Below are 24,528 nucleotides of genomic sequence, written 5' to 3'. Positions count from 1 at the left end.
ATCATCCTTCTGCCAGGAACCGGCCCACATAACGGGCCACGGCTCGCACAGCTGCCATGGTTGAGGGGTAGTCCATTCGGGTCGGCCCGACGACGCCAAGACTCGACAAGGCATCCTCGGGACCGTAGGTGCTCGCCACTAACGAGGTCGATTGGAAAGGTACATCGGTGTTCTCGGCGCCGATGCGGACCGTAACCTCACCAGCCTCCCCCGCGGTTGCCTCGCCGAGCAGTCGCATAAGGACGACCTGCTCTTCAAGGGCCTCAAGGACGGGACGTACCGCTGTCTCCCACTGTGCACCGAATGCGGTGAGATTGGGAACCCCGGCGACCACAACCCGAGCAGATGGGTCGACGGCAAGGATCTCGAGAACGGTAGCAATCACCGACGCTGCCCGAGGCCCTTCGGCCGGTCCCAGGTCGTCAAGAAAGCGGTTGAGCGAGTCGGCCGCTTCAGCGACTGTCAATCCGACGAGAGTCTCATTTAGCCGGGTGCGAAGTGCAGCAAGACTCTGCTCGTCGTGGCCCGGAAGCTCAACGATCTGCTGCTCTACCGATCCCGACGACATGATGAGCACGATAAGGATACGATCGGTCGACAAACTCACCAATTCGAGGTGACGAATCGTCCCCGTCGTCGCCACCGGGTACTGCATAATCGCTACCTGGTGGGTGATTTGAGCAAGCAGGCGCACACTACGGCGCACGATGTCGTCAAGGTCCGCCGCCCCAGTCATGAATGCCTGAATGGCTCGTCGCTCAGGCGCCGAGAGCGGCTTGAGAGTAGCGATGCGGTCGACGAAGAGGCGGTACCCCTTGTCCGTAGGGATGCGCCCGGCGCTGGTGTGGGGGTGGGTAATGTACCCCTCCTCCTCTAGTACGGCCATGTCGTTACGGACGGTAGCCGGGGAAACGCGCAACCCGTGGCGTTCCACCAGCGCCTTTGAACCTACCGGCTCCTTGCTGGAGACGTAATCGGTGACGATGGCTTTGAGCACGTCGAGCTTGCGGTCGTCGAGCACAACCCCTCCTCACGCGATCCGGCCAAATGCACATCCCACTTTGGCACTCTCGGGTGCCGAGTGCCACCTTATCGCGTTCACACTCGGTCCTCCTGCCTCTCTCGCTGGCAGCACATTCCCCCCAAACGTGCCAGACTGGTGGCCATGTCGACGAATCCCGAGACTCCCCAATGGTTCGCCCTCACACCTCGGGTGTGGACAACCTCTGTTGAACCAGGGAGTGTCACTTGCGGACTGGTAGCTGGCGAGGACCACGTCCTCCTCATCGATACCGGATCGACTCCCGAGCAGGGGCATACCTTGGCGATGTCAGCAGCCCGCATGCTAGGCCGCCCCGTCGATCGAATCGTCGTCACCCATCACCACTACGACCACAGCGGTGGCCTACCCGGCATCACCGATGCTGAAGTGTGGATGCACGAGGCTGCGCTAGCTCACTGTCCCGACCTCCATGTCGACCACCCCGTATCTCTTATGGCGTATGTGAATTTGGGAGGATTGGGTGCCGAGGTTATCCATCCCGGCCCGGCTCACACCGACGGCGACCTCATTGTCATTGTGCGCGACGAAAAGATCACCTTCGTCGGAGACCTCGTAGAGACCGCAGGAGAACCACAATCTGACGAGACGACTGACGTCCGTGGTTGGCCACGGGCGATCGATTCGGTCATCACGGGCACCGACGGAGCCGGCATCTATGTTCCTGGACACGGCCAGCCCATAGATGCCACCGGCGTTATGAATCAGCGTGCCCAGCTCGCCGAGCGAATTCCCACGAATATCCCGCTCACCGACCGACATCTCCCTCTCCCCTGAAAGCCACAGCGAGGAGATTCAGCGCAGCAGTTTGGCAACCGTCTCATAAGCCTCTTCATCGGCGGCGACAATGAGCTTTCCGGAGGTTTCTCGCGAACCATATTCCGCCCCATCGACAGTACGCACTACTCCACCGACTTCTCGTACCATGAGCGCGCCAGGAAGGTGATCCCACGGGTAAGAGTGTTGATAGACGGTGACATCGTTCTCGTCCTGGCACACCAACGGATAATCCACCGCGCAGCACCATTTCGCCATTCGCCATTCCACCACAGGCGAGGGAATCTTGTAGGCCTCATGGGTGGTGGCAGCACGAACCGGAGAGTGGGAATCTCCTCGCGTCACCTCATCACCGTCGCACGTCACTCCGGCGCCATGCTCAGCGAACCACATGTGCCCGTACTGCGGCTGCCATATCCATCCTCTGACTGTTTCACCACGGCTGAGCTGAGCAAGCATGACGCCGTGATCAACAGACCCGTGCACGAAGTTCTTGGTGCCATCAATGGGGTCGATGACCCAGGCCAGGTCAGCATCGGAAACGGCATCAAGGATGGTTGGGTCGGCGAAGGCTGATTCCTCCCCCACGACAATACCGCCGGCATACTTGGTCACAGCGGCACCCAGCTCGCACTCGGCCTGACGATCGGCATCAGTAACGAAGTCCCCGGGCTTTTTCTGGTGGATTTGATGATCGTGGAGGGTCCGGAACCGGGGATCGATAACCCTGGCACTCACATCCCGGATGAGGTCAGACACCGTGTCGACGTCAATACTCATGCCATCTCCTCATTGTCCAGCTCGTCGACATGGTCACGCGTGACGAAATCGATAAGTTTCTCCATCTCCGTGTTAAAGCGGGGGTCTAAATCGTGCCAGTCGCGCACTCGTGCCAGCATGGCCTGCCAGGCCTTACCGACGTCAGCTTGGGTCGTGTGAGGCAGGCCCAGACGCTTCAGGGTGCCGAGTTTGAAGTCTTCGTCCATCGGGACCTCAGGCCATTCTTGACGGCCAATTCGTTGAGGTTTGATGGCCTGCCAGATGTCAATAAAGCGATGACCGGTAATCATGACATACTCGCTATACCCACCACGACGTACTTCGTCCGCTACCCGTGACTCTTTGGTGTCGGCAACGAGGTGGTCAACCAACACGCCAAGGCGATGCCCCGGACCAGGCTTAAACTCGGCGACGATCCCGACGAGGTCGTCCATGCCACCCATGTATTCCACAACGACCCCGACGTGGCGCAGGTCGTCGCCCCATATCTTTTCGACGAGTTCAGCGTCATGACGTCCCTCGACGTATATCCGGCTAGGAAGGGCAACTCGGGCCGGTTCAGCACCACCGGCGATGGACCCAGACGCCGTGTGTTTGATACTCGCGCTTCCTTGACGCGGGGGAATACACAGGTTGACGGGTCGCCCGTCCACCCAGAACCCCGGTCCAACGGGGAAGGATTTGCGTTTACCCTTGCGGTCCTCAAGCACAACCAGGCCGTTTTGCCACCCGACGACAGCCCCCACGAATCCGCTGGAAGGATCCTCAATGACCATGCCAAGTTCCAGTGGCATGTCAGCGCTCTTCTTCATGTGAGAGGTGCGCCAGCCGCTTGCAAGGACGTCGTGAGAGTACCGGTCGATCACGATAGCCACTGTATTGCCACGTGTGACAATGACGACAAGCCGCGCTAGCGGCCGACCTGACGACCTGGTGGATGAAGACGGCTAGACCAGGAGATCGGTAATGATTCGGTCAGCCACCATTCGACCTGACAAGTTGAGTACCAGCCGCCCCTCCTCCATTGTCCCGAGCCCCTGCTCGACAACCTCAGTAGCCCGCATACATTCGACCTCGGACAGATCCGCCATCGGCAACCCATCAGCCAAACGCAACCGAAGAAGCACCGTCTCCTCATGACGCTGCACATCACCAAGAACCTCATAGTCGTCAACGGGCAGCACTCTGTCACCCAGCACGTTCCGGTAGGTGGCAGGGTGTTTGACATTCCACCACCGCGTGCCAGCAACGTGAGAATGAGCCCCCGGGCCAATTCCCCACCAGTCGTACCCCAACCAGTACGCCATGTTGTGTCGACATCGGTGATCCCGGCCGCTGCGAGGACGAGCCCAGTTCGAGACCTCGTAGTTGACGTACCCAGCCTCGGTGAGAATCTTTTCGGTAAGCAGGTATTTGTCAGCGAGATCGTCCTCGTCAGTCATAGGTAGTTCTCCCCGACGGATTCTGCCCGCCAGCCGAGTTCCCTCTTCAACGATGAGGGAGTATGCGGAAATGTGGTCTGGCTCAGCCGTCAACGTGACGTCGAGGCTGTGTCGCCACGAGTCAAAGTTCTCCCCGGGGGCGCCGAAGATGAGATCCAAGCTGACGTCGTCGAATCCGACCTGGCGCGCCAGCTGTGCCATCTCGACGGCGCGTCCTGGCCGATGGCGACGATCTAAGACCGTCAAGACATACTCGTCGGCGGACTGCATTCCCATCGATAACCGGTTAATCCCGGCTTTCAGTAGGCCGGCTAAGACTTCTACGCTGAGGGTTTCGGGATTGGCCTCAGTGGTGACCTCGGCGTCAGGGTCAATCCCCCATAGGGTACGAATGTGATCGATGAGCTCCCCCAGCTGCACTGGGGAGAGCATCGTCGGAGTGCCGCCCCCAAAGAAGATCGTCGAAACCGGAGGCTGTGCATCCCCCAGCGCGTCAGCAGCCAGCTCGAGTTCCTGGTGGGCGGCGTCGAGATACCCCGCAACCGCGTCATCTCCCATCGCTGACAGCACGTAAGTGTTGAAGTCGCAGTACCCGCACCGCGATGCACAGAAGGGAACGTGGAGGTAGATGCTCCACGGCCCGTCAGCTGGATGAAGTTCTGGCAGGCTATTGTCGGCGTGCGTCATGGTCCTCCTCATTATGCGGGGGTACGGGGTACACTTTTGCATGATGTCACCTGACGCCTTCCGCGGCAGTTGTCAAAGATATCTGCCACGCAGCATAGCTCGTCAATTCATCCCGCACATCATCACGGCACGATAGCGTGACGACGATTCAGACAACTTTATAAACACCTCATAGGTATCCACATAGCAAATACCTGGCTCAATGTAATGAATACTCAACAGCTTGAGGATTTAACTGTCATGAAAAATCTCTCGCCGGCACTTCCTTCACGCATCCGCAGGTCTTGCCACTGCCGCCCTAACCGGATGCGGATCAAACACCCATAGTTTCTCACCCGATTCAAATTCTAGCGCCATGCCTGGTGGCTCCGGAAAGATCGTCCAGTGGTACCACGAATATGACGGGAGGGGCGTCTGACAGGCCTACAATCACTACGCCAAAGGATCTAGCAACGAAGTTGAGGCTGCAAAGAATTTTGCCCAATGGCTGTAGATCACACCGAACAGATAAACAGGTCAATTTTGCCAACTCCTACGGCACGCATATTCTGTCGCAGCCTGATCTCGCCGACACGTACTCACAGTCAATGCGGGCCTGGCAAGGACACCGCTGACATGGTCGACAAGCACGAGGGACGAGGACATGGCATACCCCGCCCCTCCCGGTAATGGCCTCAGTCCTCTAGGGTTGACAGGTCTCCCTCGTCTCCACCCAGGACACGAGCTTTGAGGACGCGACGCACGATCTTGCCGGAGCGGGTCTTCGGCAACTTGTCGACGAACTCGATGGTGTCAGGCTTGGCAATCGGCGAGAGGGTTTCGGCGACGTGTCCGCGGATATCAGAGACGAGATTCTTCGTCGGCTCGAAACTATGATTGAGTACAACGACCATATGGATCGCGTTGCGCTTCACTTCGTGAGGCAGCCCTATGGCCGCAGCCTCGGCGACGGCGGGGTGAAAGATCAGAGCGGACTCCACCTCAGCAGTACCGATGCGGTGACCGGATACCTTGATGACGTCGTCAGCACGTCCGATGATCCATATGTAGCCGTCATCATCGATTCGTGCGGAATCACCGGTGAGATAGACACCCGGGTACTTCGTCCAGTACGCCTCGAGGTATCGATCCGGATCCTTATACAGGGTGCGCATCATGGCCGGCCACGGGTTTTTGAGGACGAGGAAGCCCTCTTTGCCCGCAGGGAGCTCATGGCCCTCCTCGTCGACAACAGCAGCCTCCTGGCCAAAGACCGGACGCCCAACGGCACCTGGTTTGAGCGGCATCGACGGCACAGTGGTGATCTGGAACATGCCAGTTTCGGTCTGCCACCAGGTATCGGTGATCGGACACGTGCCGTCACCGACCACGTCGTGGAACCAGCGCCAAGCCTCCGGGTTGATGGACTCGCCAACCGAACCGAGTACGCGCAAACTGGACAGATCGTGTTTGCGCACCCAGGCGTCGCCAAAGCACATGAAAGTGCGAATAGCGGTTAGAGCGGTGTAGAAGCTAGTGATGCCGTAGTGCTCAATGAGCTGCCACCAGCCGTCGGGGTATGGATACGTCGGACCGCCCTCATGCATGAAGACGGTGGCACCGTTGAGCAGCGGGCCGTAGACGAGGTAGGAGTGTCCGTAATCCAGCCCGGATCAGCAGTACACCACCAGCGGTCCTCTTCCTTAATGTCGAAGCACTGCTTGAGGGTGATGTAGGTGCCAACCTGGTAGCCACCATGGGTATGAACGATGGCCTTCGGCTTGCCGGTGGACCCAGAGGTGTACAGAATGAACAGTGGGTCTTCTGAGACCACCTGGACGGTCTCGCACTTGCCTTTAGCGATCGGCAGCTTGCACAACTCGTCGTACCAGTGGTCACAAGTCAAGTCCATCGAAACCTCGGTCTTCGTATTGCGCACCACAATGACGTTCTCGACGGCCAGGGAGAACTTCACGACTCATCGACAATCTGCTTCATGGGAAAGACCTTGCCGTTAATCCACGAACCGTCGACGGTGATAACGACCTTCGACTCCGAGCCATCAATACGCGCGTTAAGAGCCTCCGACGAATAGCCTGCAAAAACCACCGAATGCACCGCACCAATCTTGGCGCAGGCCAACATCGCGAAAAAGATCTCCGGGATGCGAGGCAGATAAATAGTGACGACATCGCCCTTGCGCACGCCCATCGCCTTAAGAACATTGGCCATCTGCTCGACTTCTCGGTTGAGGGCGAAATAGGAAAAGGTACGCACCTCATCAGTGTTCTCACCGACCCAGATAAGGGCTAGATTATTGCGGCGGGCGGTACTGAGATGCCGATCCACCGCGTTGGTGACAATATTGGTCTTAGCGCCAGTGAACCATTGAAAGAAAGGCTTGTTCGAGTCGTCAAGGACCTTATCCCACGGCTTTGACCATTCCAGCTCTTGGGCCTGCTCGTCCCAGTACGCGATTAGGTCGGCCTTTGCCTTGCCCTCAAGCGTCTTCTAGCCTGAGACCCAGGCGTTGTCGACGATGTTCTGATCAGGTTCGAAGACGTCCTGTTGGTTCGTCATACGGTCCTCCTCGACCTTCCGCCGCTGTTGCGGCATCCGACATGTTGGGAACACTGGAACCACACAATGCGTCTTATGTGAAGAAAATCACATAAGTTCTTTGATTCTTCTTTGCCACACTGGGTACATGACTTCCTATCTGCCCCCGTCGTCCGCTCCTGTCCGCCGGCGTCAGGCCCCACCGCCGATCCGCACCAATTCCATTGCGAACAGCGCAGGTGTGATGGCCGTCGTCGTCGCGATCATGTGGATCCTCGAGGTCATCGACACCATGCTTGGCAACACTCTTGACCACTTCGGCATCCATTCCTGGACCGGGCAGGGGCTGTGGGAAATCTTCACTGCCCCATGGCTGCACTACGGTTGGGCACATCTGGCCGGCAATTCAGTGCCGCTGTTTGTCCTCGGAATGCTCGTGTACCTGGAGTCGACACGAACCTGGATCGTCTCAGGGCTGACGATCATGGTGTGCTCGGGACTTTTCGCGTGGTGTTTCAGCGCTCCCGGAACGATCACTCTGGGGGCGTCCGGGATCGTTTTCGGTTGGTTGGCCTATCTGCTGGTCCGCGGCCTGTTCACCAAGAGACTGCACGACATCCTGATAGCGATCATCGTATTCCTCATTTACGGATCAGTGCTGTGGGGAGTGCTGCCGGGCGCGGCAGGTGTCTCCTGGCAGGCTCACCTCGGCGGGGCGGTCGGTGGCGTCATCTCGGCGTCGCGGCTAGCTCGTCATTCCAGGTAGGCAGGCAGTGGTAACTTCCACCAGGTGAGCACCCTTCCTTTCGTTTCTGACACTTTTGATGCAGCCCGCTGGCGCGATGTTGACCTTCCCGGAGATCCGCTGACCGACATGACCTTCCATCGCCTCGTGTCTCGGGGCGAGTCTGACCACGCCCCGGCTGGGGAGGATCTGCCGGTGGTACGCATTGCCTTCGACCGCCCGGCCATCCGCAACGCCTTCCGCCCCCACACGGTTGACGAGTTGTACCGCTGTATCGACGCCGCTCGTTGCACCCCAGATGTTGCGGCACTCATCCTCACCGGCAATGGCCCTTCCCCGCGCGACGGTGGGTACGCCTTCTGCTCAGGCGGCGACCAACGGATCCGTGGGGCCGCCGGATACCAGTACGAGTCGCAGGAAACCTCCGGCGACGAGGACCTGGCCACCGACGCCCGACGCGAACGCGTCGAGAAGGGACGGCTGGGACGTCTCCACATCCTTGAGGTGCAACGCCTCATGCGTGCCACCCCCAAACCGATCATCGCCGCCATCCCTGGATGGACAACCGGCGGCGGCCACTCCCTCATGGTGGTAGCCGATATGGCCGTGGCCAGCCGCGAGTACGCCAGGTTTAAGCAGGTCGATGCCAACGTCGGTTCATTTGATGCCGGGTATGGCTCGGCCCTACTGGCACGCCAGATCGGTGACAAGCGAGCCCGCGAGATCTTCTTCCTCGCCGAAACATATGACGCCGAGCAGGCCGAAAAGTGGGGCGTCATCAACCGGGCCGTTGGCCACGCTGAATTGGAGAACACCGCCATTGAGTGGGGACTGACGATCGCTGGCAAATCCCCGCAGGCGATCCGGATGCTCAAGTATGCCTTTAATATGGTTGACGACGGCATCGCTGGTCAGCAGGCATTCGCTGGCGAGGCGACCCGGATGGCATATATGACCGAGGAAGCTCAGGAGGGACGTGACGCCTTCCTCGAGCACCGCTCCCCGGACTGGTCCGACTACCCCTATTACTTCTGAGGCCGTCGTGGGATCCGAGCTGACATCGCGGGTGCGGGTGGTACGCGTCGAGCGCACGCGCGAAGACGTCGACTGGCTGGCTGGGCGTCTGACCGAAGTGTTCGACGGGGCCCGGTCGGTGCTCGTGCCGGCCGGTGGCAACGAGTTGCCTCCGGCGGTGTTCCAAGATGTCGAGGACCGCACGGTGTGGCTGCCAGACGAGGTCGCCCTCGTCATGCGCACCTCGGGGTCGACCTCCGGGACCGGGCGTCTCGTCGGACTGTCGGCGACGCAGTTGCGAGCCTCGGGTACGGCCACCCGGGAGCGCTTGGGATGGCCATGCACGTGGGTGCTGGCCCTGCCTCCCCATCACATCGCTGGGCTGCAGGTCGTCGCCCGAGCCGTCGGCGACGGTCGCGAGGTCGTGGTGGTCGAGGGGCGCCTCGACGCTCCGGCTGTGGCGGCAGCCGTCGACGAGGCGGTAAACCGTCATGACGATGGCCGGGTGGCGATATCGGTGGTGCCTACCCAGTTGTCGCGGCTCCTCGACGACCCGGTTGGGACGGAGGCCCTGACCCGGTGTGCCGCGGTGCTCGTCGGCGGGGCCGCCGCGTCAACGTCGTTGCTGTCGCGGGCCCGGAAGGCTGGCGTCCCGGTACGGGTGACCTACGGCATGAGCGAGACCTGCGGCGGGTGCGTCTACGACGGGGTGCCACTCGAAGGGGTACGGGTCGACCTGACCGACGACAGCCGGGTGCGCATCGCCGGGCCGATGATCATGAGCGGCTATCTCGACGAAGGTCCGGTCGGGCCGTGGCTGGCCACCCAGGATCTCGGGCATTGGCAGAGTGGGCGCCTGGTCATCGACGGGCGCATCGACGACGTCATCAACTCGGGCGGGCTCAAGATCGCCGCCGGTCAGGTGCTCGACCAGATCCGGGCCACCGGCATGGTCCGCGACGGCCTCGTCCTTGGCTTGGCGGACGCCACCTGGGGCCAGGTTGTCACCGCCGTCGTCGTCCCGGGGCGGGGGTGGCGAGGTCCCGAGGCGCTGCGCGACCTCGTCGGACGACGTCTGGGACGCACCCATGCTCCGCGGGTCATCGTTGAGGTCGACGAGCTGCCGATGCTGGCGTCGGGCAAGATCGACCGAGTAGAGGTACGCCGAATAACGACGGCGACGCTAGAGTCCGGAGCAGCCTGGCGGGTGTGACCGCTGGTTTTCGGGGACATCACGCACAAGACGTCACCTGCGAAATCCTTGGTCCGCGCCGCGCCGATCATGCTGCGCTTGAGAGCCTCCTGTCTGATTCACACATGACAGGAGGCCCTGTGATGACACAATGTGTCCACTCGTCGTCTGAACACGTCTGTGAACAGCCATGACAATCGGAGAATGTAGAGTCCTCACGGCGCACTGAGATCGAGCGCATAGTGGACCACCGGGGTTTCCCACACGTCGAATCGCTCGGCCAGTTCGTTGACCTCATCCAAGCCCATGTCGCTCCATTCTTCGTCAACTCTGGACGTTTTCTGGCCTTCGGATATATCGACTCCACGACGTGGATCGCGGTCTTTTCGTCCGCAGTTACTATGCCGAATTTCATGATCGCGTCTCCCCATTGACTTTGACGATTTTCTGCGTCTGGTCGCCGTGGGTGAACTTCTCGAAAATCTTGACTTCTTGTCGCGGTCGGTCGAATTTGACGCATCACTTCTTGGGCGTTGGGTGCGACCACATTGTTTGCGTGCAACGTCGTGGTCGCACCCGTAGTCCGGGTCTCCCGCAAAGCATTGTGTGGGCTTCAGCAAGTAAGGTCGAGCCCGTGCTAAACCTGCTGCCCTGCTCTGACACCGTCTCGGCCCTGCCGGGAACGGCCTGGCTTGATGAAGTGCTCCACTGGGTGCCCGAGGGCGTCGACCCGTGGATCTGGTTGGCCCCCGACTCCGACGACGCCCCCGCCATGGTCGGCTGGGGCGTCACTCGACGCTTCACCGCATCCGGTCACGGAGCGGTCGAGTCCGCCTGGCGCCGGATGGCGTCCGAAGGGCAGGACCTCTTCGCCTTCGGCTCGTTTCCCTTCTCGCGCACCCAGGAAGGGTTCCTCGTGGTCCCGCAGGTGCTCATCCGACGTCGTCACCTCGGGGGGCCGACCGAGGTGACGAATCACCAGCGGCTCACCCGACGAACGTGGGGGCCCGAGCCGAAGAAACACCTGACCCGTAGACCGGCCATCGACGAAGCCACATGGACAGCGTCGGTTACCGCGGTGACCCAGCAGCTAGACCACGACGGGCAGCTCGAGAAGGTGGTATTGGCCGGGGCGGTCGACATCACCTCTGAGGTGCCCATCGACCGCAGTCAGGTCGCCTCACGACTGGCCGCACGGTTCCCCGGCTGCTGGACGTACAGCCACGACGGGCTGGTGGGGGCAACCCCCGAGCTGCTCGTCGACTGCCGCGACGGGCTCTTCCGCTGTCGGGTGCTGGCCGGCACCCGCAAACCGGCCTGGGCCCACGAGCTGCTCGACAACCCCAAGGAACGCCACGAACACGAGCTGGCGGTGGCCTCGGTCACCGGGCGACTGGCCCAGGCCGGGCTGACTGATCCTGTCATCCGCGGTCCTTTCCGTTTGGAGCTCCCCAATGTCGTCCACTTGGCGACCGATGTCACCGCTAGGGTGAACGGCTCCAACGCGGCGCGCATCGTCGATGCAATGCACCCGACCGCCGCCGTGTGCGGCACCCCCCGCGAGGCCTCTTACAAGCTCATCGCGCAGATAGAGCACTTGGACCGGGGACGGTTCGCCGGGCCGGTGGGCTGGATGAGCTCGGACGGGTCGGGACAGTGGGCCCTAGCGCTGCGCTGTGGACAATTCAGTGAGGACTCGCGCCAGGTGAGAATGTTCGCTGGAGCCGGAATCTTGCCAACCTCTGACCCTGCTAAGGAGTGGATCGAGGTTGGCGCCAAGATGGAAGCCTTCGGCGACGCCCTGCCCAACGGTCAGGTGAGTGGTACCGAAACGACCTGACGACCCACAACCGGTTCGTCGAGGAACTGGAGGTCGTCTGGAGAGACCCTCCGGTGACTCGCTCCGAGGGCGTGCGCGAGGGCGGCGGAATCGAGACGCTGAGGGGTCAAAAACATCCGTCGCAGCACAGGCGCGGGGGCAGCGGCGTGCTCAAGGCCGCTAAAAATCGCCCCACCACGGTCGTCCAGGACGACAACCTGCACGTCAGGTTCAGGTTCGGTCTCTCCCAACAGCAGGGACATGGCGTCGTGGGCGAAGGTGAGATCGCCGACGACAACACGCACCGGCCGACCGGTGCCCAACCCCACACCGATCGCCGTAGCGATGGTGCCGTCGATGCCTGCCAGCCCCCGGTTGGCCAGCGCCGTTGGAGCGATGTCGCCGGGCACAGCAAATCGATCGAAACAGCGGATGACTTCGGAGGCGCCAATGACAAGCACGGGGGCGTTCGGGGTCGTACAGGCCCACCAGATGTCGCGGCACAGGCGCTGCTTGGCGGTCGGTACGACGGGCCGGTCTGCGTCCTTCCAGCGGCCGAGCCACGCCGGGTCGGTATCGATCTCGGCCAGTTCCACCGGTCCCGTGACGACCCGGGCTACCCCGGCGACGTCAGTCCACCGACTGCGATCAGTTACGACGGTAACGTCGGGACGCGCTAACAGCCGCGACACCGGGCGCGACAAAGTGGGGTGGCCCAGGACGAGGACAGCCTCGACATCGTCGACCAACTCGCTACCCAGGACCGTCTGGTAGTCGGTGAGAGCGTTGTCCCCGACCCGGGAGCCCGAGGTGGGTTCGGCCAGCAGAGGCCATCCGCCCTGCTGTGCCAACTCGCGGGCGAGCGATCCGGCACCGTCCCCGGCCACGACGACCGTCCGGGCAGGCATCACCAGCGGCGTCGGTGCAGTCGGGAAGGAACTCACCCGACGGGGCACCAATGCCTGCGGCTGCCACGGCCCGTCAGGCACGAGCGAGTCACGAAAGCTCACGTTGAGGTGCACCGGGCCCGGGTCGGCGCTCAGCGCCCCGGTCGCGGCTGTCACAGCCCGTAGAACAAGAGCGTCGAGGCGTTCGTCGGCGGGGAATCCGGCCGGCACATCAGTGCTGAGACGTGGCGCGGACCCGAAGATCCCGGTTTGGACAGTCGTCTGGTTAGCCCCCGTGTGCCACATCTCGGCGGGACGGTCGGCCGAGAGGACGATAAGCGGCACCCCGGCAGCGTCGGCCTCGAGAACGGCCGGGTGAATGTTGGCCACCGCGGTGCCCGAGGTCGTGACTAACGCAGCCGGGCAGCCAGCCCGGCCCACCCCTAGGGCGACGAAACCAGCTGACCTCTCGTCCAGACGCACGTAAACCCGCAGCCATCCAGCAGTTTCAGCATCAGCCAACGCATACCCAATAGGGGCATCCCGGGATCCGGGGCAATACACGACGTGTTCGACCCCGGCCTCAACGAGAGCATTCACCAGACGTCGGGCGACTGCTGTAGAGGGGTTCACCTCAACTCCGTTCTCGCTCAACAAGGGCGGCCACGGTGAGAGCCAAACGCTGTGACCACCTCGGACACAGATCCGTATCCGACTCCTCAACCTCGACGTCAACCTCCCCGCGCCGCGGTCTCAGGTAACCGTCAACCGGAAGGAGTGGCGAGGCGCTGACATCACCCTGAAAAAGACGAATTGTCCCCAGCCCGCAGGCGTGGTCAAGGCTGGGCAGGGCCGCCGCTAGATAAGTAGCCAACCCGATCCCGATACTGGTGTCCAGGGCCGAGGAGACGACGGCTGGTAACCCGGTAGCATCGATGACCTCAAGGGCTCGGGCAACTCCACCCAACGGTTGTGCCTTAACGATGAGGAGATCGGCAGCACCGGCACGTGCCACCGCGAGTGGATCCTCAGCTCTACGTACTGACTCGTCAGCTGCCACCGGCACGTTGACCTTGCGTCTGACCTGGGCCAGCTCCGCCACGCTTGCGCAGGGCTGCTCGACATATTCCAGCCCTTCGGCTGCGGCGTCAAGCTCGGTAATCGCACGGACCGCTGCATCAACATCCCAGGCAGTGTTGGCGTCCACCCGAATGTGTCCGTCTGGCATGGCTTCGCGCACTGCGGCGACCCGTCGGCAATCCTCGCGCAGATCGCTACGAGGGTCAGCAACCTTGACCTTGGCCGTCAGGCAGGCCGACTCGGCAGCCATCCTCCCGGCACGATCCGCGTCGACGACGGGAATTGTGACATTTATCGGCACCCGATCTCGTCGCGCCACGGGTAGGCGCCGGGTAGCACCCTCGATTCCCGCGCGCAACCACGACGCTGACTCAACCGGGTCGTAGTCCCAAAACGGCGACCACTCTCCCCAACCTTCTGGACCGTGGAGCAGAGTTCCCTCCCGCACCTTAATGCCACGGAACCTCACTGTCAGAGGCACGGCGAATGCGAGCATCCGATCAATACCACGATCGGCCAGCATGGGCGGAACGTCTAATCGGTACGCCTTCAGACCCTTCACTTTTTCTCCGTGGACTCTCCGGTACGCAAGGCAGCTACAAAGGCCTCCTGAGGCACTTCCACCGAGCCGACGACCTTCATGCGCTTCTTACCAGCCTTCTGCTTCTCAAGCAGCTTGCGCTTACGGGAAATGTCACCGCCATAGCATTTGGCCAGCACGTCCTTACGAACGGCGCGAATGGTCTCACGAGCGATAACCCGCGCGCCAATGGCGGCCTGGACCGGCACCTCGAACTGCTGGCGCGGGATGAGTTCCTTAAGCTTGGCGGCCATCGCGACGCCGTAGGAATAAGACTTGTCGCGGTGGACGATCGAGCTTAAAGCGTCCACCGGATCTCCGTTGAGCAAAATGTCGACTTTAACGAGGTCGGCAGCCTGCTCACCGGCTTCGTGGTAGTCCAGCGAGGCATACCCTTTGGTTCGCGACTTGAGCTGGTCAAAGAAGTCGAAAACGATCTCCGAAAGCGGCAGACGGTACCGGATTTCCACTCGATCAGACGACAAATAATCCAAGCCTTGCTGAACACCACGACGCTGCTGACACAACTCAAGGATGGTGCCGATGTACTCGGCAGGACTGAGAATGGTGGCGTCAACGATGGGTTCACGCACCTCAGCGATCCGCCCGCTAGTCGGGTACTCCGACGGGTTTGTCACGGCGACAGTCGATCCGTCTTCCATGAGGACGTGGTGAACCACTGAGGGAGCTGTGGAGATGAGGTCAAGGTCGAACTCGCGCTCTAGACGCTCGCGCACGATCTCCATGTGCAGCAGCCCGAGGAACCCGACCCGAAAGCCAAAGCCCAGGGCCGTCGAGGTTTCAGGCTCGTAGACCAGGGCAGCGTCGTTGAGCTGCAACTTGTCGAGAGCATCACGCAAGTCAGGGAAATCCTTGGCATCAATCGGGAAGAGTCCCGAATACACCATTGGTTTGGGGTGCTGATAGCCGCCAAGATCTTTCTCAGAGGGCTTGGAGGCATTGGTGACAGTGTCGCCGACTCGGGATTGACGGACATCCTTGACGCCGGTGATGAGGTACCCGACCTCCCCCACCGACAGCCCCTGAGCCGGCACCATTTCTGGGGATATGACGCCAATCTCAAGCACCTCGTGTGCTGCGCCGGTACTCATCATAAGGATTTTCTCACGGTGGCGCAGAGCACCGTCAACGACGCGGACATACGTGACAACACCACGATACGTGTCATAGACCGAGTCAAAAATGAGGGCCCGAGCAGGCGCGTCGGCCACTCCCTCGGGGGCTGGCACCTTAGCGACGATGGTATCAAGCAGATCGCTGACGCCCTCACCAGTCTTTGCCGAAACTCGCAGCACCTCAGACTCGTCGCAACCAATGATTCCGGCAATCTCGGCGGCATGACGATCCGACTCAGCACCAGGCAAGTCGATCTTGTTGAGCACCGGAATGATCTCCAGATCAGCTTCCAAAGCCAGATACAGGTTGGCTAACGTCTGGGCTTCGATGCCCTGAGCCGCGTCGACGAGCAAAATCGCTCCTTCACAGGCCTGCAGAGATCTGGATACCTCGTAGGAGAAGTCGACGTGCCCAGGAGTGTCGATCATGTTGAGAAGGTGAGTGACACCGTCAACCTCCCACGGCATCCGCACTGCCTGGGACTTGATGGTGATTCCGCGTTCCCGCTCAATATCCATGCGGTCTAAGTACTGGGCGCGAGCACTGCGCTCGTCAAGGACACCAGTGATTTGCAACATCCGATCAGCTAGGGTCGACTTGCCGTGGTCAATGTGTGCAATGATACAGAAGTTCCGGATGACGGCCGGATCTGTACTGCCAGGCTGAGGCGCGGACATCTGCTCCCTCATATATCGATGATGGTGCCGGGGATGCCCGGCTCAACATGTAGTCTCTCACGCGCCAGTGACACTGTGCTTTCAGTTACGATCACACCGTCGCACACAACCCAGCTAGACTCAAACTATGGTCGCCGACGACAGCCTCGGACATGTGAGCCTTGATCCTTCCACCCAGCAGTCTTTCGACCTCCGCTGGGAGCACTACCTACCTGATCTATGGATCGGGCTGAGCAGGGTTTACGGAGACCGCGCCGATGAAACCCTGCAGAGAATCCGCGCCATCCTGCTAAAACGGTGTGCCGAACGTCCTGATGATCTCAAGCGCCTCGACGAAGCCCGCCTCCTGGAGCCCGACTGGCTTCAACAACCGACGATGATCGGTTATGCAACCTATACCGACCATTTCTCCGGCACCCTCAAAGGTATAAGCGATCACCTCGATCACCTCTGCGACATGGGTGTGCGCTATCTGCATCTCATGCCCCTGCTGCAACCTCGCCAAGGTACTGACGATGGTGGCTATGCCGTTGCGGACCATCGCACTATCCGCACGGATCTGGGCACTATGGATGACCTAGCTGACCTCACGGCTACCCTGCGTGCCCACGGCATATCCCTCGTCATGGACCTCATCGTTAACCACGTAGCGGCCGAGTATGAATGGGCTCGAAGAGCTCGGGCTGGTCAACAGAAGTACCGCGACTATTTCCATATTCTGTCGACTCAAGATGAGGTTGACGCCTGGGAGAAGAACCTTCCGGACGTTTTTCCGGACTTCGCGCATGGCAATTTCACCTGGGACGACGACTGCCAGGGGTGGGTATGGGCGACCTTCAACGAATTCCAGTGGGATCTCAACTGGGCTAACCCTGACGTTTTCTGCGAATTCCTCGACCTGATGTGTGTGCTGGCCAATCGCGGGGTCGAGGTGTTCCGCCTCGACGCCATCGCCTTCATCTGGAAGAAACTTGGCACCAACTGTCAGAACCTTCCGGAAATTCACGACATCACTCAGTCATTGCGTCAGGCAATACGGATCGTCGCGCCCGCCGTCGCTTTCATGGCCGATGCCATCGTTGGCCCCGACGATGTCACGGGATATTTCGGACGCGGGCGCCACTGGGGAAAAGTCTGCGACATGATCTATCACAACAGCCTCATGGTGCAGCTGTGGAGCGCCCTAGCTACCCGCGACGTCAGCCTCATGGAAACAGCGTTGAGTCGGACGCCCGACAAACCCTCGACAACAACCTGGGCCACCTACGCTCGATGCCACGACGACATCGGATGGACCGTCGATGATGCCGACGCCCGTGAAACTGGCCTTGACCCCGTCGCCCACCGGCAGTTCCTCTCCGACTTCTATTCCGGGACATTCCCCGGATCCTTCGCCCGTGGTCTGGTCTTCCAAGACAACCCGGTTACCGGCTACCGTCGAATTAGTGGCTCCTTAGCAAGCCTGGCGGGGCTGGAATCTGCCCTGGAGTCCGACGACCCAGCTGGTGTTGACGCTGCCATCGCCCGGATCGTTATGCTGCACATCGCGATCCTCGGGTACGGCGGAGTACCACTAATCTGGATGGGAGACGAGGTCGGGATGCTCAACGACGACTGGCAACGTGATCCCGGTCATGCCGACGACAACCGCTGGGTCCATCGACCTATGATGAACTGGTCGATGGTCAAGCAGGCCCACGCCGAGCCGCACAGCGTTCCTGGTCGAATATGGAACGGGGTGCGCCGGGCCATCAATGCCCGACACCGCAGCCCCGAGTTCCATGCCTCCGTCGACACAGTAGTCCTGCCTTCGCCTCACCGTAAGGTCATTATGTGGGGACGTCCACATCCGGAAGGCCGCATGATTGAGCTATACAACATCAGTGAGCACGAAGTGTGGTTCCCCATGGAAACCTTGCGCTCTGAGCTTGACGACGTCGTCACCGAGTTGCTAAGCGGGTTCGATTACGACTTGACTCCCATGAACCTGCGCCTCGCCCCCTATGAGTGCCTTTGGCTAAGCGACCGCTCTCAGGCCTGACCATGCGCAACTCACAGAGGTCGACTGATTTGGGTCCAGCTGCATTGATTTGGTAGCGTGTCCTGTCGCGCCTTTCTGGCGCACTCCACGTACATCGACCAAGGAATCAGAGGCTGCCCAGTGCCGAACATTAAGTCGCAGATCAAGCGCGTGAAGACCAATGAGAAGTCGCGCCAGCGCAACAAGGCTGTCAAGTCCGCCCTGCGCACCTACGTGCGCAACTTCCGTCGCGCGGCTGAGGCCGGCGACGTCGAGGCCGCTACTAAGGCCGCCAGGGTCGCTAACCGTCAGCTCGATAAGGCCGCATCGAAAGGCGTTATTCACAAGAACCAGGCCGCCAACCGCAAGTCGGCCATTTCCAAAAAGCTCAACTCGCTGGCCGCCTGAGTCTTCCTCTCCTGGTGAGTTCCAGGAGAATACACACAGCGCCTCGACCCACTGGGTGGTTGGGGCGCTTGATGTGTGTTCCCGATGGGAGAAGCACTAAGCCTACCCAACCGAGCCCCGATCAGGCTTGGCGAGCCTCGTCGATAGCGATAAGCATCGATTCCAAGGCATAATCGGGGTCAACAGCAGCCCCTTTGACGGCAGCATCGCACGTGTTGACGAGCCGGATAGCTCTTGCAACGCCAGCTTTGCTCCACGACCGAGCCTGCTTGTTGAGGGACTTGAGTTTCCATGGCGATACGCCAATAGTTTGGGCGAGTTGCTTATCCCCCATCCGCTGGCTTCGCAGATCCAGGTAGAGACCCACCGACCGCAGTCCGCGTGCCATCGCAGCGGTCACCGCAGCCGGTTGCACCCCGATCGACAAGGCCCAGCGTAAGGTCTCCAACGCATCAGGGAGCCGTCCTTCTAAGCTGGCGTCGGAAACATTAAAAGACGAGATCTCCGCCCTCCCACCGAAATAGGTCGTGACCTCCTCAGCTCCAACTCGCCCATTCGGGGAATCGCTCGCGAGCTGACCGACAGCTGCTGCCAGAGTGCGCAAATCGTTGCCGAGAGCCTGGTGCAGAGCATTAACGGCGTCGTGGTCCATGTCGAGGTGGCCTCGACGTGCCTCATTTACGATGAAGTCCGGGATTGCCCATGGTTTAGGGACATCGGCCTTGACGATCTCCACCTTGGCTTTCGTGAGTTTGGTCAGCAACCCTTTACCTTTGACCCCGCCTGGATGGACCAAGATGAGACACAGGGTGTCAGGAGGATTAGCTGCAGTGGTGGCAACAAGGTCAAACAGATCCTTGTCGAGATCAGACACAGCATTGACGACGACGATCGTCGCTTGACTAAACAGTGACCCTCCGGTGGCCTCAACGAATCGCCCAGCGTCGACTTCCCGACCTTCCAACTCGACGAGTTCGGCATCCGGAAACTCCCGACGGGCGGCCTTGATACGGGCGTCAACGGCCCTGTCTGACAACAGGGCCTCTGCACCCTGGACCAACAAAGCCGTGCCATAGACCGAGTTCACCTGTCCAAGGATGCCGCAGGATCGGTAGCCGCGCCAGTGAGCGAGTGAAGTCTGCATGGACCATACTCACTTTTCACCGTAGGTCTACCCAAATATCTCTCGTTTCGCCCCGGAGGGATCGACGGTAAATCCCCGAATCCGCTAGGGCCAGACTTCCACTATCGCCACATCGCACTGTTGAGAAATTCACCATAGATCCCGAGGTTTCAAAACAAACTTCACACAACACCCCTTCCTAATTAAAAGCCACGCTGCCACGAAAGAGCCAGAGATCAAAGGATTTTCTGATATCTGAAAGGCATCACTGTAATCGCACCATGAGTTACCGATGCATGATCCATCTCTCAAACATCAGCAGCCAAGGCAAACGTAGGCAACATGGCACATACCAAGGCTAGAATGCGCTGACTTAAAATATCGCATGTTCCCAGAATCGGTCTGATTGGTTCAGTGAGAATGCAGCCACTCCAACCGAGTACGCAGCAAGTCCATCGGGGCCGATTCATTTTTCGGCCCAGGAACTTCTCGGTATAGCTGGCCCCAACCGGCCTGCGGAGTTAGGTCATGGTGGCGGGAATAATCGAGCAAGGCACGATGTATTTCGCGTCGCATCTCACGCGGGTCGCTGATGGTGTCAATAGTGGATCCACCGCGACGCTGTAAAGCAACCGCCTCATCTCGTCGTGCCTGCCTCTCCTCGGCCTCCCTCGAGGCTTTGGACGCGCGGCGGGCCGAGGCGATGCGACGGGCCTGTTCGGCGCGAATCTTCTCGTCGCGGGCTAGCAAAGCCCGCTCCTGCTCAGGGCTGAGCAGACCGTCAAGGGCGAAGAGACCACCGTCCGAGGGAGCATACGTGTCGATGACCTCGCCGAGGATAGCGTCGGAAGCGACGGCCTGCCAGGTACCGGCGTTAGGGTCCGGCTCAGACCGCTCACGAGCGTCGAATTCCTCAATGAGGTCGGGCTCGGCGGGCGGACCGATAACGTGGTCGCGCACCTCCTCCATCTGGGACGCGAGATCGAGGAGTCGTCCCACCGCGGGCAGAAAGACCGTGGCCCGTTCACGACGGTTCCGGGCTCGAACCACACGTCCCACCATCTGGGCGAAGAATAGCGGGGTAGACGCCGTCGTCGAGTAGATGAGAACGGCTGCGTCCGGGACGTCAACACCCTCGGTGATAAGACGCACACACACCGCGCAAATCTTGTCTGGATTATCGCGGTAGGCGGCAAGTTTCTTAGCCGAGGCCGCGTCCTCCGAGAGGATCACGGACGGTTCATTGCCGGTAACGTCTCGCCAGACTTCGGCATATTCCTTAGCAACCTTCTGATTAGAGGCTGGGATAAGCACCTTGGCATGCGGGATCGTGCCCGATTCGCGTAGCTGGCTCACTCGTGCCCACGCTGCCGCCATGACATGGGCAATCCACTCGCCGTCAGAGTCCAAGGCGGTGCGCCAGGCCATCTCCTCATGAGCCTTGGTGAGTTCGGAATCACCGAGGATGGCCGTGTGGGTTTCACCCACAGCGTCAGTCCAGGTGGAGCGCCCGGTGTACGTAGCGAAGGTAACGGGACGCACCACGCCGTCACGCAGGGCATCGCCGTATCCATAGGTGTAGTCGGCTACCGACTCGAAGGCTCCATCACTAACTTCCTCATATCGAACGTGGGCAATCCTGGCCTCGTCAGACCGGAAGGGAGTTCCTGTCACGCCAAGTCGCCGCACGGCCCCTGAGAAGGCCTCAATGACGCCCGATCCCCAGCTCATGACATCGCCGGCGTGGTGTATCTCGTCGAAGATGACCAGGGTGCGCATATTGGTGGCGCGGGCTGCGTGTAGGGCCGGTTTTTGGGCGACTTGGGCATAGGTGACAACGCATCCGTGGCAATCGGGTGGGAGCGCCTCAGCATTGGTTGTATCGCGCAAGTCCAGCCCAAGTCCACGGGCCGCAGCAATCCACTGAGAGCGCAGGTGATCGGTCGGGCACACCACGATGACGCGGTTGATGACGTGGTCCTGCCACAGATGTGCAGCAACGGCCAGAGTGAACGTCGTCTTACCGGCTCCCGGGGTAGCACAAACCAGCCAGTCACGAGGGCTAGTAGCCAGGTATGAATCCAGCGCTTCTCGCTGCCAGGTGCGCAAACGCATCGGCATACGAGGCCCTTGAGCCGTGAACCGTGACGCCACCTGTTCTCCTTTCCGCAACAGCTCACTGTGAACCGACCGATCAGGTTAGCGCGGCCGTCCGACAGCTATCGACGACGTTCCCGACAACGCAGAACGTCACGACCGTGTTTGGACCAATACGGACCCACCATTGCGGGCCAATAGCACCGTCCCCTCAAGATCAGTGCGATGCAGCTGCATCCCCATCCGTTTAGCCAGAGATAATGCCTTGTACGAGGGATGTCCGAAGGGATTTCCCTGGCCAGCAGATGCCACCGCCACACTTGCCCCGGTCGCCGCCCAGAAACCCTCATCTTGACGGGCCGATCCGTGATGAGGCAGCACAAGGACATCACTCGACAAGTCCGTGCCTCCGGTCAGAATATGGTGCTGTTCTTCAGGCTCGGCGTCTCCGGGAAGCACAACTCTCAACTCGTCAACCGTCGCTTTGATCACAACCGACGAGTTGTTCTCGACAGCAGGCTCCTCCCCTGATTCATCTTTACCGGTATCGGAAAGCTGGGTTCCTCCCCATAGTTCAAGTTTTGCCGTTCCGGCCGTCATCACACGGCCCGGGTTAGCCACGACAACCCTGGCGCCCAGCTGCGCAGCCGTTTGCGCCACCCGCTTCGCTGACCAAGGAGGAGAGGACAGTTGGGACACGACGATGGCCCTCGTCAGGCCATGGTCATGAACGGCGTTCAGGCCGTCGACATGATCGGCGTGGAAGTGGCTGAGGATGACCATCGGCACCTGGGCAACGTCGAGGTCATCCAGACAACGACTCAGTCTGTGCGGATCTGGCCCAGTATCGACGACGACAGCCTCATGTGGGCCAGCACGCACCAGAGCCGCGCTGCCCTGACCGACGTCACAGATCGCCACCTGCCACTGTCCCGGCCAGCCTGGGAGGGGAGGACGCACGACCATCGCTGCTATGACTGCTAGTCCTGCAAGCGCAGTCAACCAAGGCTTCGCCAAGACCGTTGGAGTAATCAAGGCCAATCCCATACATAGCCCGGCCAGCACCCCAAGAGCCCATCCGCCTGCTGGCCACCTGATCAGACCAGATGGCGCCTTGGCACCAAAGTGAGCTATCCAGATAATCGGTTGGACACACCACCCGGCAAGCCGCCCGAACGGCATCCCCAGAGGCAGCCAGATGAAGGCGAGAAGCCCGGTCACCATCCCTAGTGTCGAGGCTGGTGGTACAAAGGGGGCGGCCGCGAGGTTGGCGACGAGGCCGGTAGTCGATACGGTGCCAGCCATCCAGGTGATGACGGGCTGAGTCGTCACCTGGGCTGCCCATGGCACTGTGACGCCTACCGCTAGCCAGGCTGGTGCCCATTCCATCGCGACCGACCACGGTTGAGCCCACCACAAGATGCCAGCCGTGGCGCAAACTGACAGCCAGAAACCCACCGATCCCACTAACCATGGATCGATAAGCATCAGCCCAGTCACCGCGACAGCTAAGGTTCGGATTCCACCGCGTCGGTCGAATGCGACCCCCGTCGCAGCCATGGCGACCACTCCCATCGCGGCCGCCCTCACCACCGAGGCTTCAGCCCGACACACCACCACAAACACGACGACGCCAGCTACCGACGTCGCCCTTAGCCCTCGCCGCTTCAGGCCGCACCACGCACCTATCCACCACAACAGGGCCGTCGTGGAGGCAAGATTGGCTCCAGACACGGCCATGAGATGGGTTAACGCCGTCACTCGGAACTCCTCGGACATCTCTTCCGAGACCGCAGCGGTGTCCCCCACAACAAGCGATGGAACGATAGCCCGTTGACCCTCTGGACATCCGGCGACAGCACTAACCAGACCGGCGCGAAAACGATTGACCCCACGGTCAAGAGGCCCGGGAGGTGCGACGACCCTCGGCGGGGCCCGTAGTTTCAGTACCGCTGCTTCAGCCCGGCCTTCCCGTGGCGGAGTCAGCAGTCCCCGCACCTGAACCTGTTGCCCGACGACCACCGTCGTCGCTGGGCCCGATGTGGATCCCGACGCCATGGCGACTATCCTTACCGATTGATCAATAGCCTGGGCTTCTGCGACGATGCGGTGGGCTACCAGAGTGATCATGACGGTGCTCCCACCCGAACCATTCACCTCGAAGATCCGTGGGTCGGCGGCGACGCGACCTGTCACCGTCACTGCGGCTCCTTCCTGGGCAAGCTCAGCAACACCGATGTGGTGGACAACGAGGTCGCGCATTCCGGCGCTCATGAGGACGGTCAACCCCACCGCGGCGGATACCACAACCAACCACGCCTTACGCTTTACCGCGATCATGCCTGCGGCAAGGCATCCAATTCCGGCACTAAGAATCATCCAGCGATGACCGCCGATACCGACAGCAGCCATCCCACATGCCGTGATGGCCACCGGGACCATGCGCACATCGGGGGTCGAAACAA

22 protein-coding genes and 1 pseudogene are annotated in these 24,528 nt (G+C 60.8%); 10 read left to right on the top strand and 13 right to left on the bottom strand.

What is annotated here, in order from left to right:
- Nucleotide 1: 1 nt before the first annotated feature.
- The gene (hrcA, locus tag ACOYO3_RS05605) at nt 2-1,021 is read right to left on the bottom strand and encodes a heat-inducible transcriptional repressor HrcA (protein WP_002525026.1); all 1,020 of its coding nucleotides are present in this window, start codon (nt 1,019-1,021) and stop codon (nt 2-4) included.
- A gap of 144 nt (nt 1,022-1,165) precedes the next feature.
- Here hrcA and ACOYO3_RS05600 point away from each other — a divergent pair, with 144 nt between their 5' ends.
- The gene (locus ACOYO3_RS05600; RefSeq protein WP_002519053.1) at nt 1,166-1,837 is read left to right on the top strand and encodes an MBL fold metallo-hydrolase; all 672 of its coding nucleotides are present in this window, start codon (nt 1,166-1,168) and stop codon (nt 1,835-1,837) included.
- Between the two features lie 18 nt (nt 1,838-1,855).
- Here the strand turns inward: ACOYO3_RS05600 and ACOYO3_RS05595 are convergent, their stop codons facing one another.
- The 3 genes from ACOYO3_RS05595 to hemW form a co-directional block, all read right to left on the bottom strand.
- Nucleotides 1,856-2,617: an inositol monophosphatase family protein gene (locus ACOYO3_RS05595; RefSeq protein WP_002515619.1), complete on the bottom strand. Its 762-nt coding sequence runs from the start codon at nt 2,615-2,617 to the stop codon at nt 1,856-1,858.
- On the bottom strand, nt 2,614-3,492 hold the full coding sequence (locus ACOYO3_RS05590) for a DUF3097 domain-containing protein (RefSeq protein WP_002517754.1): 879 nt from the start codon (nt 3,490-3,492) through the stop codon (nt 2,614-2,616). Before ACOYO3_RS05590 ends, ACOYO3_RS05595 begins: the two co-directional genes overlap by 4 nt.
- Nucleotides 3,493-3,564: 72 nt before the next feature.
- Nucleotides 3,565-4,758 (bottom strand): radical SAM family heme chaperone HemW, encoded by a 1,194-nt coding sequence (gene hemW, locus ACOYO3_RS05585; RefSeq protein WP_002519054.1) that lies wholly within the window; start codon nt 4,756-4,758, stop codon nt 3,565-3,567.
- Between hemW and ACOYO3_RS05580 the strand changes: the two genes are divergently transcribed.
- Both ACOYO3_RS05580 and ACOYO3_RS05575 read left to right on the top strand, forming a co-directional pair.
- On the top strand, nt 4,745-4,882 hold the full coding sequence (locus tag ACOYO3_RS05580) for a hypothetical protein (RefSeq protein ID WP_002519055.1): 138 nt from the start codon (nt 4,745-4,747) through the stop codon (nt 4,880-4,882). The two genes, hemW and ACOYO3_RS05580, sit on opposite strands and share 14 nt — an antisense overlap.
- Before the next feature lie 111 nt (nt 4,883-4,993).
- Nucleotides 4,994-5,164, top strand: a complete 171-nt coding sequence (locus ACOYO3_RS05575) for a twin-arginine translocation signal domain-containing protein (RefSeq protein ID WP_226807274.1) — start codon at nt 4,994-4,996, stop codon at nt 5,162-5,164.
- Between the two features lie 256 nt (nt 5,165-5,420).
- Here ACOYO3_RS05575 and ACOYO3_RS05570 read toward each other — a convergent pair whose 3' ends face one another.
- The 3 genes and pseudogenes from ACOYO3_RS05570 to ACOYO3_RS05560 all read right to left on the bottom strand — a co-directional run bounded on the left by ACOYO3_RS05570 (nt 5,421) and on the right by ACOYO3_RS05560 (nt 7,074).
- Nucleotides 5,421-5,900: an AMP-binding enzyme gene (locus ACOYO3_RS05570; RefSeq protein WP_328587357.1), complete on the bottom strand. Its 480-nt coding sequence runs from the start codon at nt 5,898-5,900 to the stop codon at nt 5,421-5,423.
- 54 nt (nt 5,901-5,954) lie between these two features.
- A pseudogene (locus ACOYO3_RS05565) lies at nt 5,955-6,637 on the bottom strand (AMP-binding protein); the annotation flags it as partial.
- A gap of 59 nt (nt 6,638-6,696) precedes the next feature.
- A complete protein-coding gene (locus ACOYO3_RS05560) occupies nt 6,697-7,074 on the bottom strand; it encodes an AMP-binding protein (RefSeq protein WP_002525028.1) in 378 nt (125 codons plus the stop codon).
- 454 nt (nt 7,075-7,528) lie between these two features.
- On the opposite strand from ACOYO3_RS05560, the gene ACOYO3_RS05555 reads away from it, so the two are divergent.
- From ACOYO3_RS05555 to ACOYO3_RS05535, 5 genes are all read left to right on the top strand, one after another.
- Nucleotides 7,529-8,050, top strand: coding sequence for a rhomboid family intramembrane serine protease (locus tag ACOYO3_RS05555; RefSeq protein WP_002515517.1), 522 nt, complete (start codon nt 7,529-7,531; stop codon nt 8,048-8,050).
- 24 nt (nt 8,051-8,074) lie between these two features.
- A complete protein-coding gene (locus ACOYO3_RS05550; protein WP_002515597.1) occupies nt 8,075-9,064 on the top strand; it encodes a 1,4-dihydroxy-2-naphthoyl-CoA synthase in 990 nt (329 codons plus the stop codon).
- A gap of 7 nt (nt 9,065-9,071) precedes the next feature.
- Nucleotides 9,072-10,256, top strand: coding sequence for an AMP-binding protein (locus ACOYO3_RS05545; RefSeq protein ID WP_002515630.1), 1,185 nt, complete (start codon nt 9,072-9,074; stop codon nt 10,254-10,256).
- A 221-nt stretch (nt 10,257-10,477) separates the two neighbouring features.
- Nucleotides 10,478-10,669 carry a hypothetical protein gene (locus ACOYO3_RS05540; protein WP_002515669.1) on the top strand — a complete coding sequence of 64 codons (192 nt, stop codon included), beginning with the start codon at nt 10,478-10,480 and terminating at the stop codon, nt 10,667-10,669.
- Nucleotides 10,670-10,869: 200 nt separating this feature from the next.
- Nucleotides 10,870-12,075, top strand: a complete 1,206-nt coding sequence (locus ACOYO3_RS05535) for an isochorismate synthase (protein ID WP_002515532.1) — start codon at nt 10,870-10,872, stop codon at nt 12,073-12,075.
- Here ACOYO3_RS05535 and menD read toward each other — a convergent pair.
- Genes menD through lepA form a run of 3 tightly spaced genes read right to left on the bottom strand, consistent with a single transcriptional unit; the run spans nt 12,048 to nt 16,427 of the window.
- Nucleotides 12,048-13,574 carry a 2-succinyl-5-enolpyruvyl-6-hydroxy-3-cyclohexene-1-carboxylic-acid synthase gene (gene menD / locus ACOYO3_RS05530; RefSeq protein ID WP_014172484.1) on the bottom strand — a complete coding sequence of 509 codons (1,527 nt, stop codon included), beginning with the start codon at nt 13,572-13,574 and terminating at the stop codon, nt 12,048-12,050. The two genes, ACOYO3_RS05535 and menD, sit on opposite strands and share 28 nt — an antisense overlap.
- Nucleotide 13,575: 1 nt before the next feature.
- Entirely contained in the window at nt 13,576-14,583 is a 1,008-nt protein-coding gene (locus ACOYO3_RS05525) for an o-succinylbenzoate synthase (protein ID WP_002515608.1), read from the bottom strand.
- Nucleotides 14,580-16,427 (bottom strand): translation elongation factor 4, encoded by a 1,848-nt coding sequence (gene lepA, locus ACOYO3_RS05520; RefSeq protein WP_002519059.1) that lies wholly within the window; start codon nt 16,425-16,427, stop codon nt 14,580-14,582. The genes ACOYO3_RS05525 and lepA overlap by 4 nt, the downstream gene beginning before the upstream one ends.
- A gap of 115 nt (nt 16,428-16,542) precedes the next feature.
- Between lepA and ACOYO3_RS05515 the strand changes: the two genes are divergently transcribed.
- Nucleotides 16,543-18,456 carry an alpha-amylase family protein gene (locus ACOYO3_RS05515; RefSeq protein WP_002525030.1) on the top strand — a complete coding sequence of 638 codons (1,914 nt, stop codon included), beginning with the start codon at nt 16,543-16,545 and terminating at the stop codon, nt 18,454-18,456.
- A 120-nt stretch (nt 18,457-18,576) separates the two neighbouring features.
- Nucleotides 18,577-18,843, top strand: coding sequence for a 30S ribosomal protein S20 (gene rpsT / locus ACOYO3_RS05510; protein ID WP_002515457.1), 267 nt, complete (start codon nt 18,577-18,579; stop codon nt 18,841-18,843).
- A 121-nt stretch (nt 18,844-18,964) separates the two neighbouring features.
- Here rpsT and holA read toward each other — a convergent pair whose 3' ends face one another.
- The 3 genes from holA to ACOYO3_RS05495 all read right to left on the bottom strand — a co-directional run bounded on the left by holA (nt 18,965) and on the right by ACOYO3_RS05495 (nt 24,505).
- Nucleotides 18,965-19,987, bottom strand: coding sequence for a DNA polymerase III subunit delta (gene holA / locus ACOYO3_RS05505; protein WP_002515598.1), 1,023 nt, complete (start codon nt 19,985-19,987; stop codon nt 18,965-18,967).
- A gap of 390 nt (nt 19,988-20,377) precedes the next feature.
- A complete protein-coding gene (locus ACOYO3_RS05500; protein ID WP_002525031.1) occupies nt 20,378-22,087 on the bottom strand; it encodes a DEAD/DEAH box helicase in 1,710 nt (569 codons plus the stop codon).
- A gap of 129 nt (nt 22,088-22,216) precedes the next feature.
- A complete protein-coding gene (locus ACOYO3_RS05495; protein WP_002517974.1) occupies nt 22,217-24,505 on the bottom strand; it encodes a ComEC/Rec2 family competence protein in 2,289 nt (762 codons plus the stop codon).
- Between the last annotated feature and the right edge of the window lie 23 nt (nt 24,506-24,528).

Origin of the sequence: Cutibacterium sp. KBN10P07758 (assembly GCF_050286205.1) — a bacterium.
GTDB lineage: Bacteria > Actinomycetota > Actinomycetes > Propionibacteriales > Propionibacteriaceae > Cutibacterium > Cutibacterium acnes.
This window is presented reverse-complemented; position numbering and strand designations above follow the sequence as displayed.

Bases quoted from the DNA above. Each gene is read 5' to 3' on its own strand.
- lepA (WP_002519059.1), bottom strand. From the start codon at position 16,427: ATGAGGGAGCAGATGTCCGCGCCTCAGCCTGGCAGTACAGATCCGGCC.
- ACOYO3_RS05570 (WP_328587357.1), bottom strand. From the start codon at position 5,900: ATGCGCACCCTGTATAAGGATCCGGATCGATACCTCGAGGCGTACTGG.
- ACOYO3_RS05500 (WP_002525031.1), bottom strand. From the start codon at position 22,087: ATGCCGATGCGTTTGCGCACCTGGCAGCGAGAAGCGCTGGATTCATAC.
- ACOYO3_RS05495 (WP_002517974.1), bottom strand. From the start codon at position 24,505: ATGGTCCCGGTGGCCATCACGGCATGTGGGATGGCTGCTGTCGGTATC.
- ACOYO3_RS05595 (WP_002515619.1), bottom strand. From the start codon at position 2,617: ATGAGTATTGACGTCGACACGGTGTCTGACCTCATCCGGGATGTGAGT.
- ACOYO3_RS05580 (WP_002519055.1), top strand. From the start codon at position 4,745: ATGGTCCTCCTCATTATGCGGGGGTACGGGGTACACTTTTGCATGATG.
- holA (WP_002515598.1), bottom strand. From the start codon at position 19,987: ATGCAGACTTCACTCGCTCACTGGCGCGGCTACCGATCCTGCGGCATC.
- ACOYO3_RS05515 (WP_002525030.1), top strand. From the start codon at position 16,543: ATGGTCGCCGACGACAGCCTCGGACATGTGAGCCTTGATCCTTCCACC.
- hemW (WP_002519054.1), bottom strand. From the start codon at position 4,758: ATGAGGAGGACCATGACGCACGCCGACAATAGCCTGCCAGAACTTCAT.
- ACOYO3_RS05555 (WP_002515517.1), top strand. From the start codon at position 7,529: ATGGCCGTCGTCGTCGCGATCATGTGGATCCTCGAGGTCATCGACACC.
- ACOYO3_RS05600 (WP_002519053.1), top strand. From the start codon at position 1,166: ATGTCGACGAATCCCGAGACTCCCCAATGGTTCGCCCTCACACCTCGG.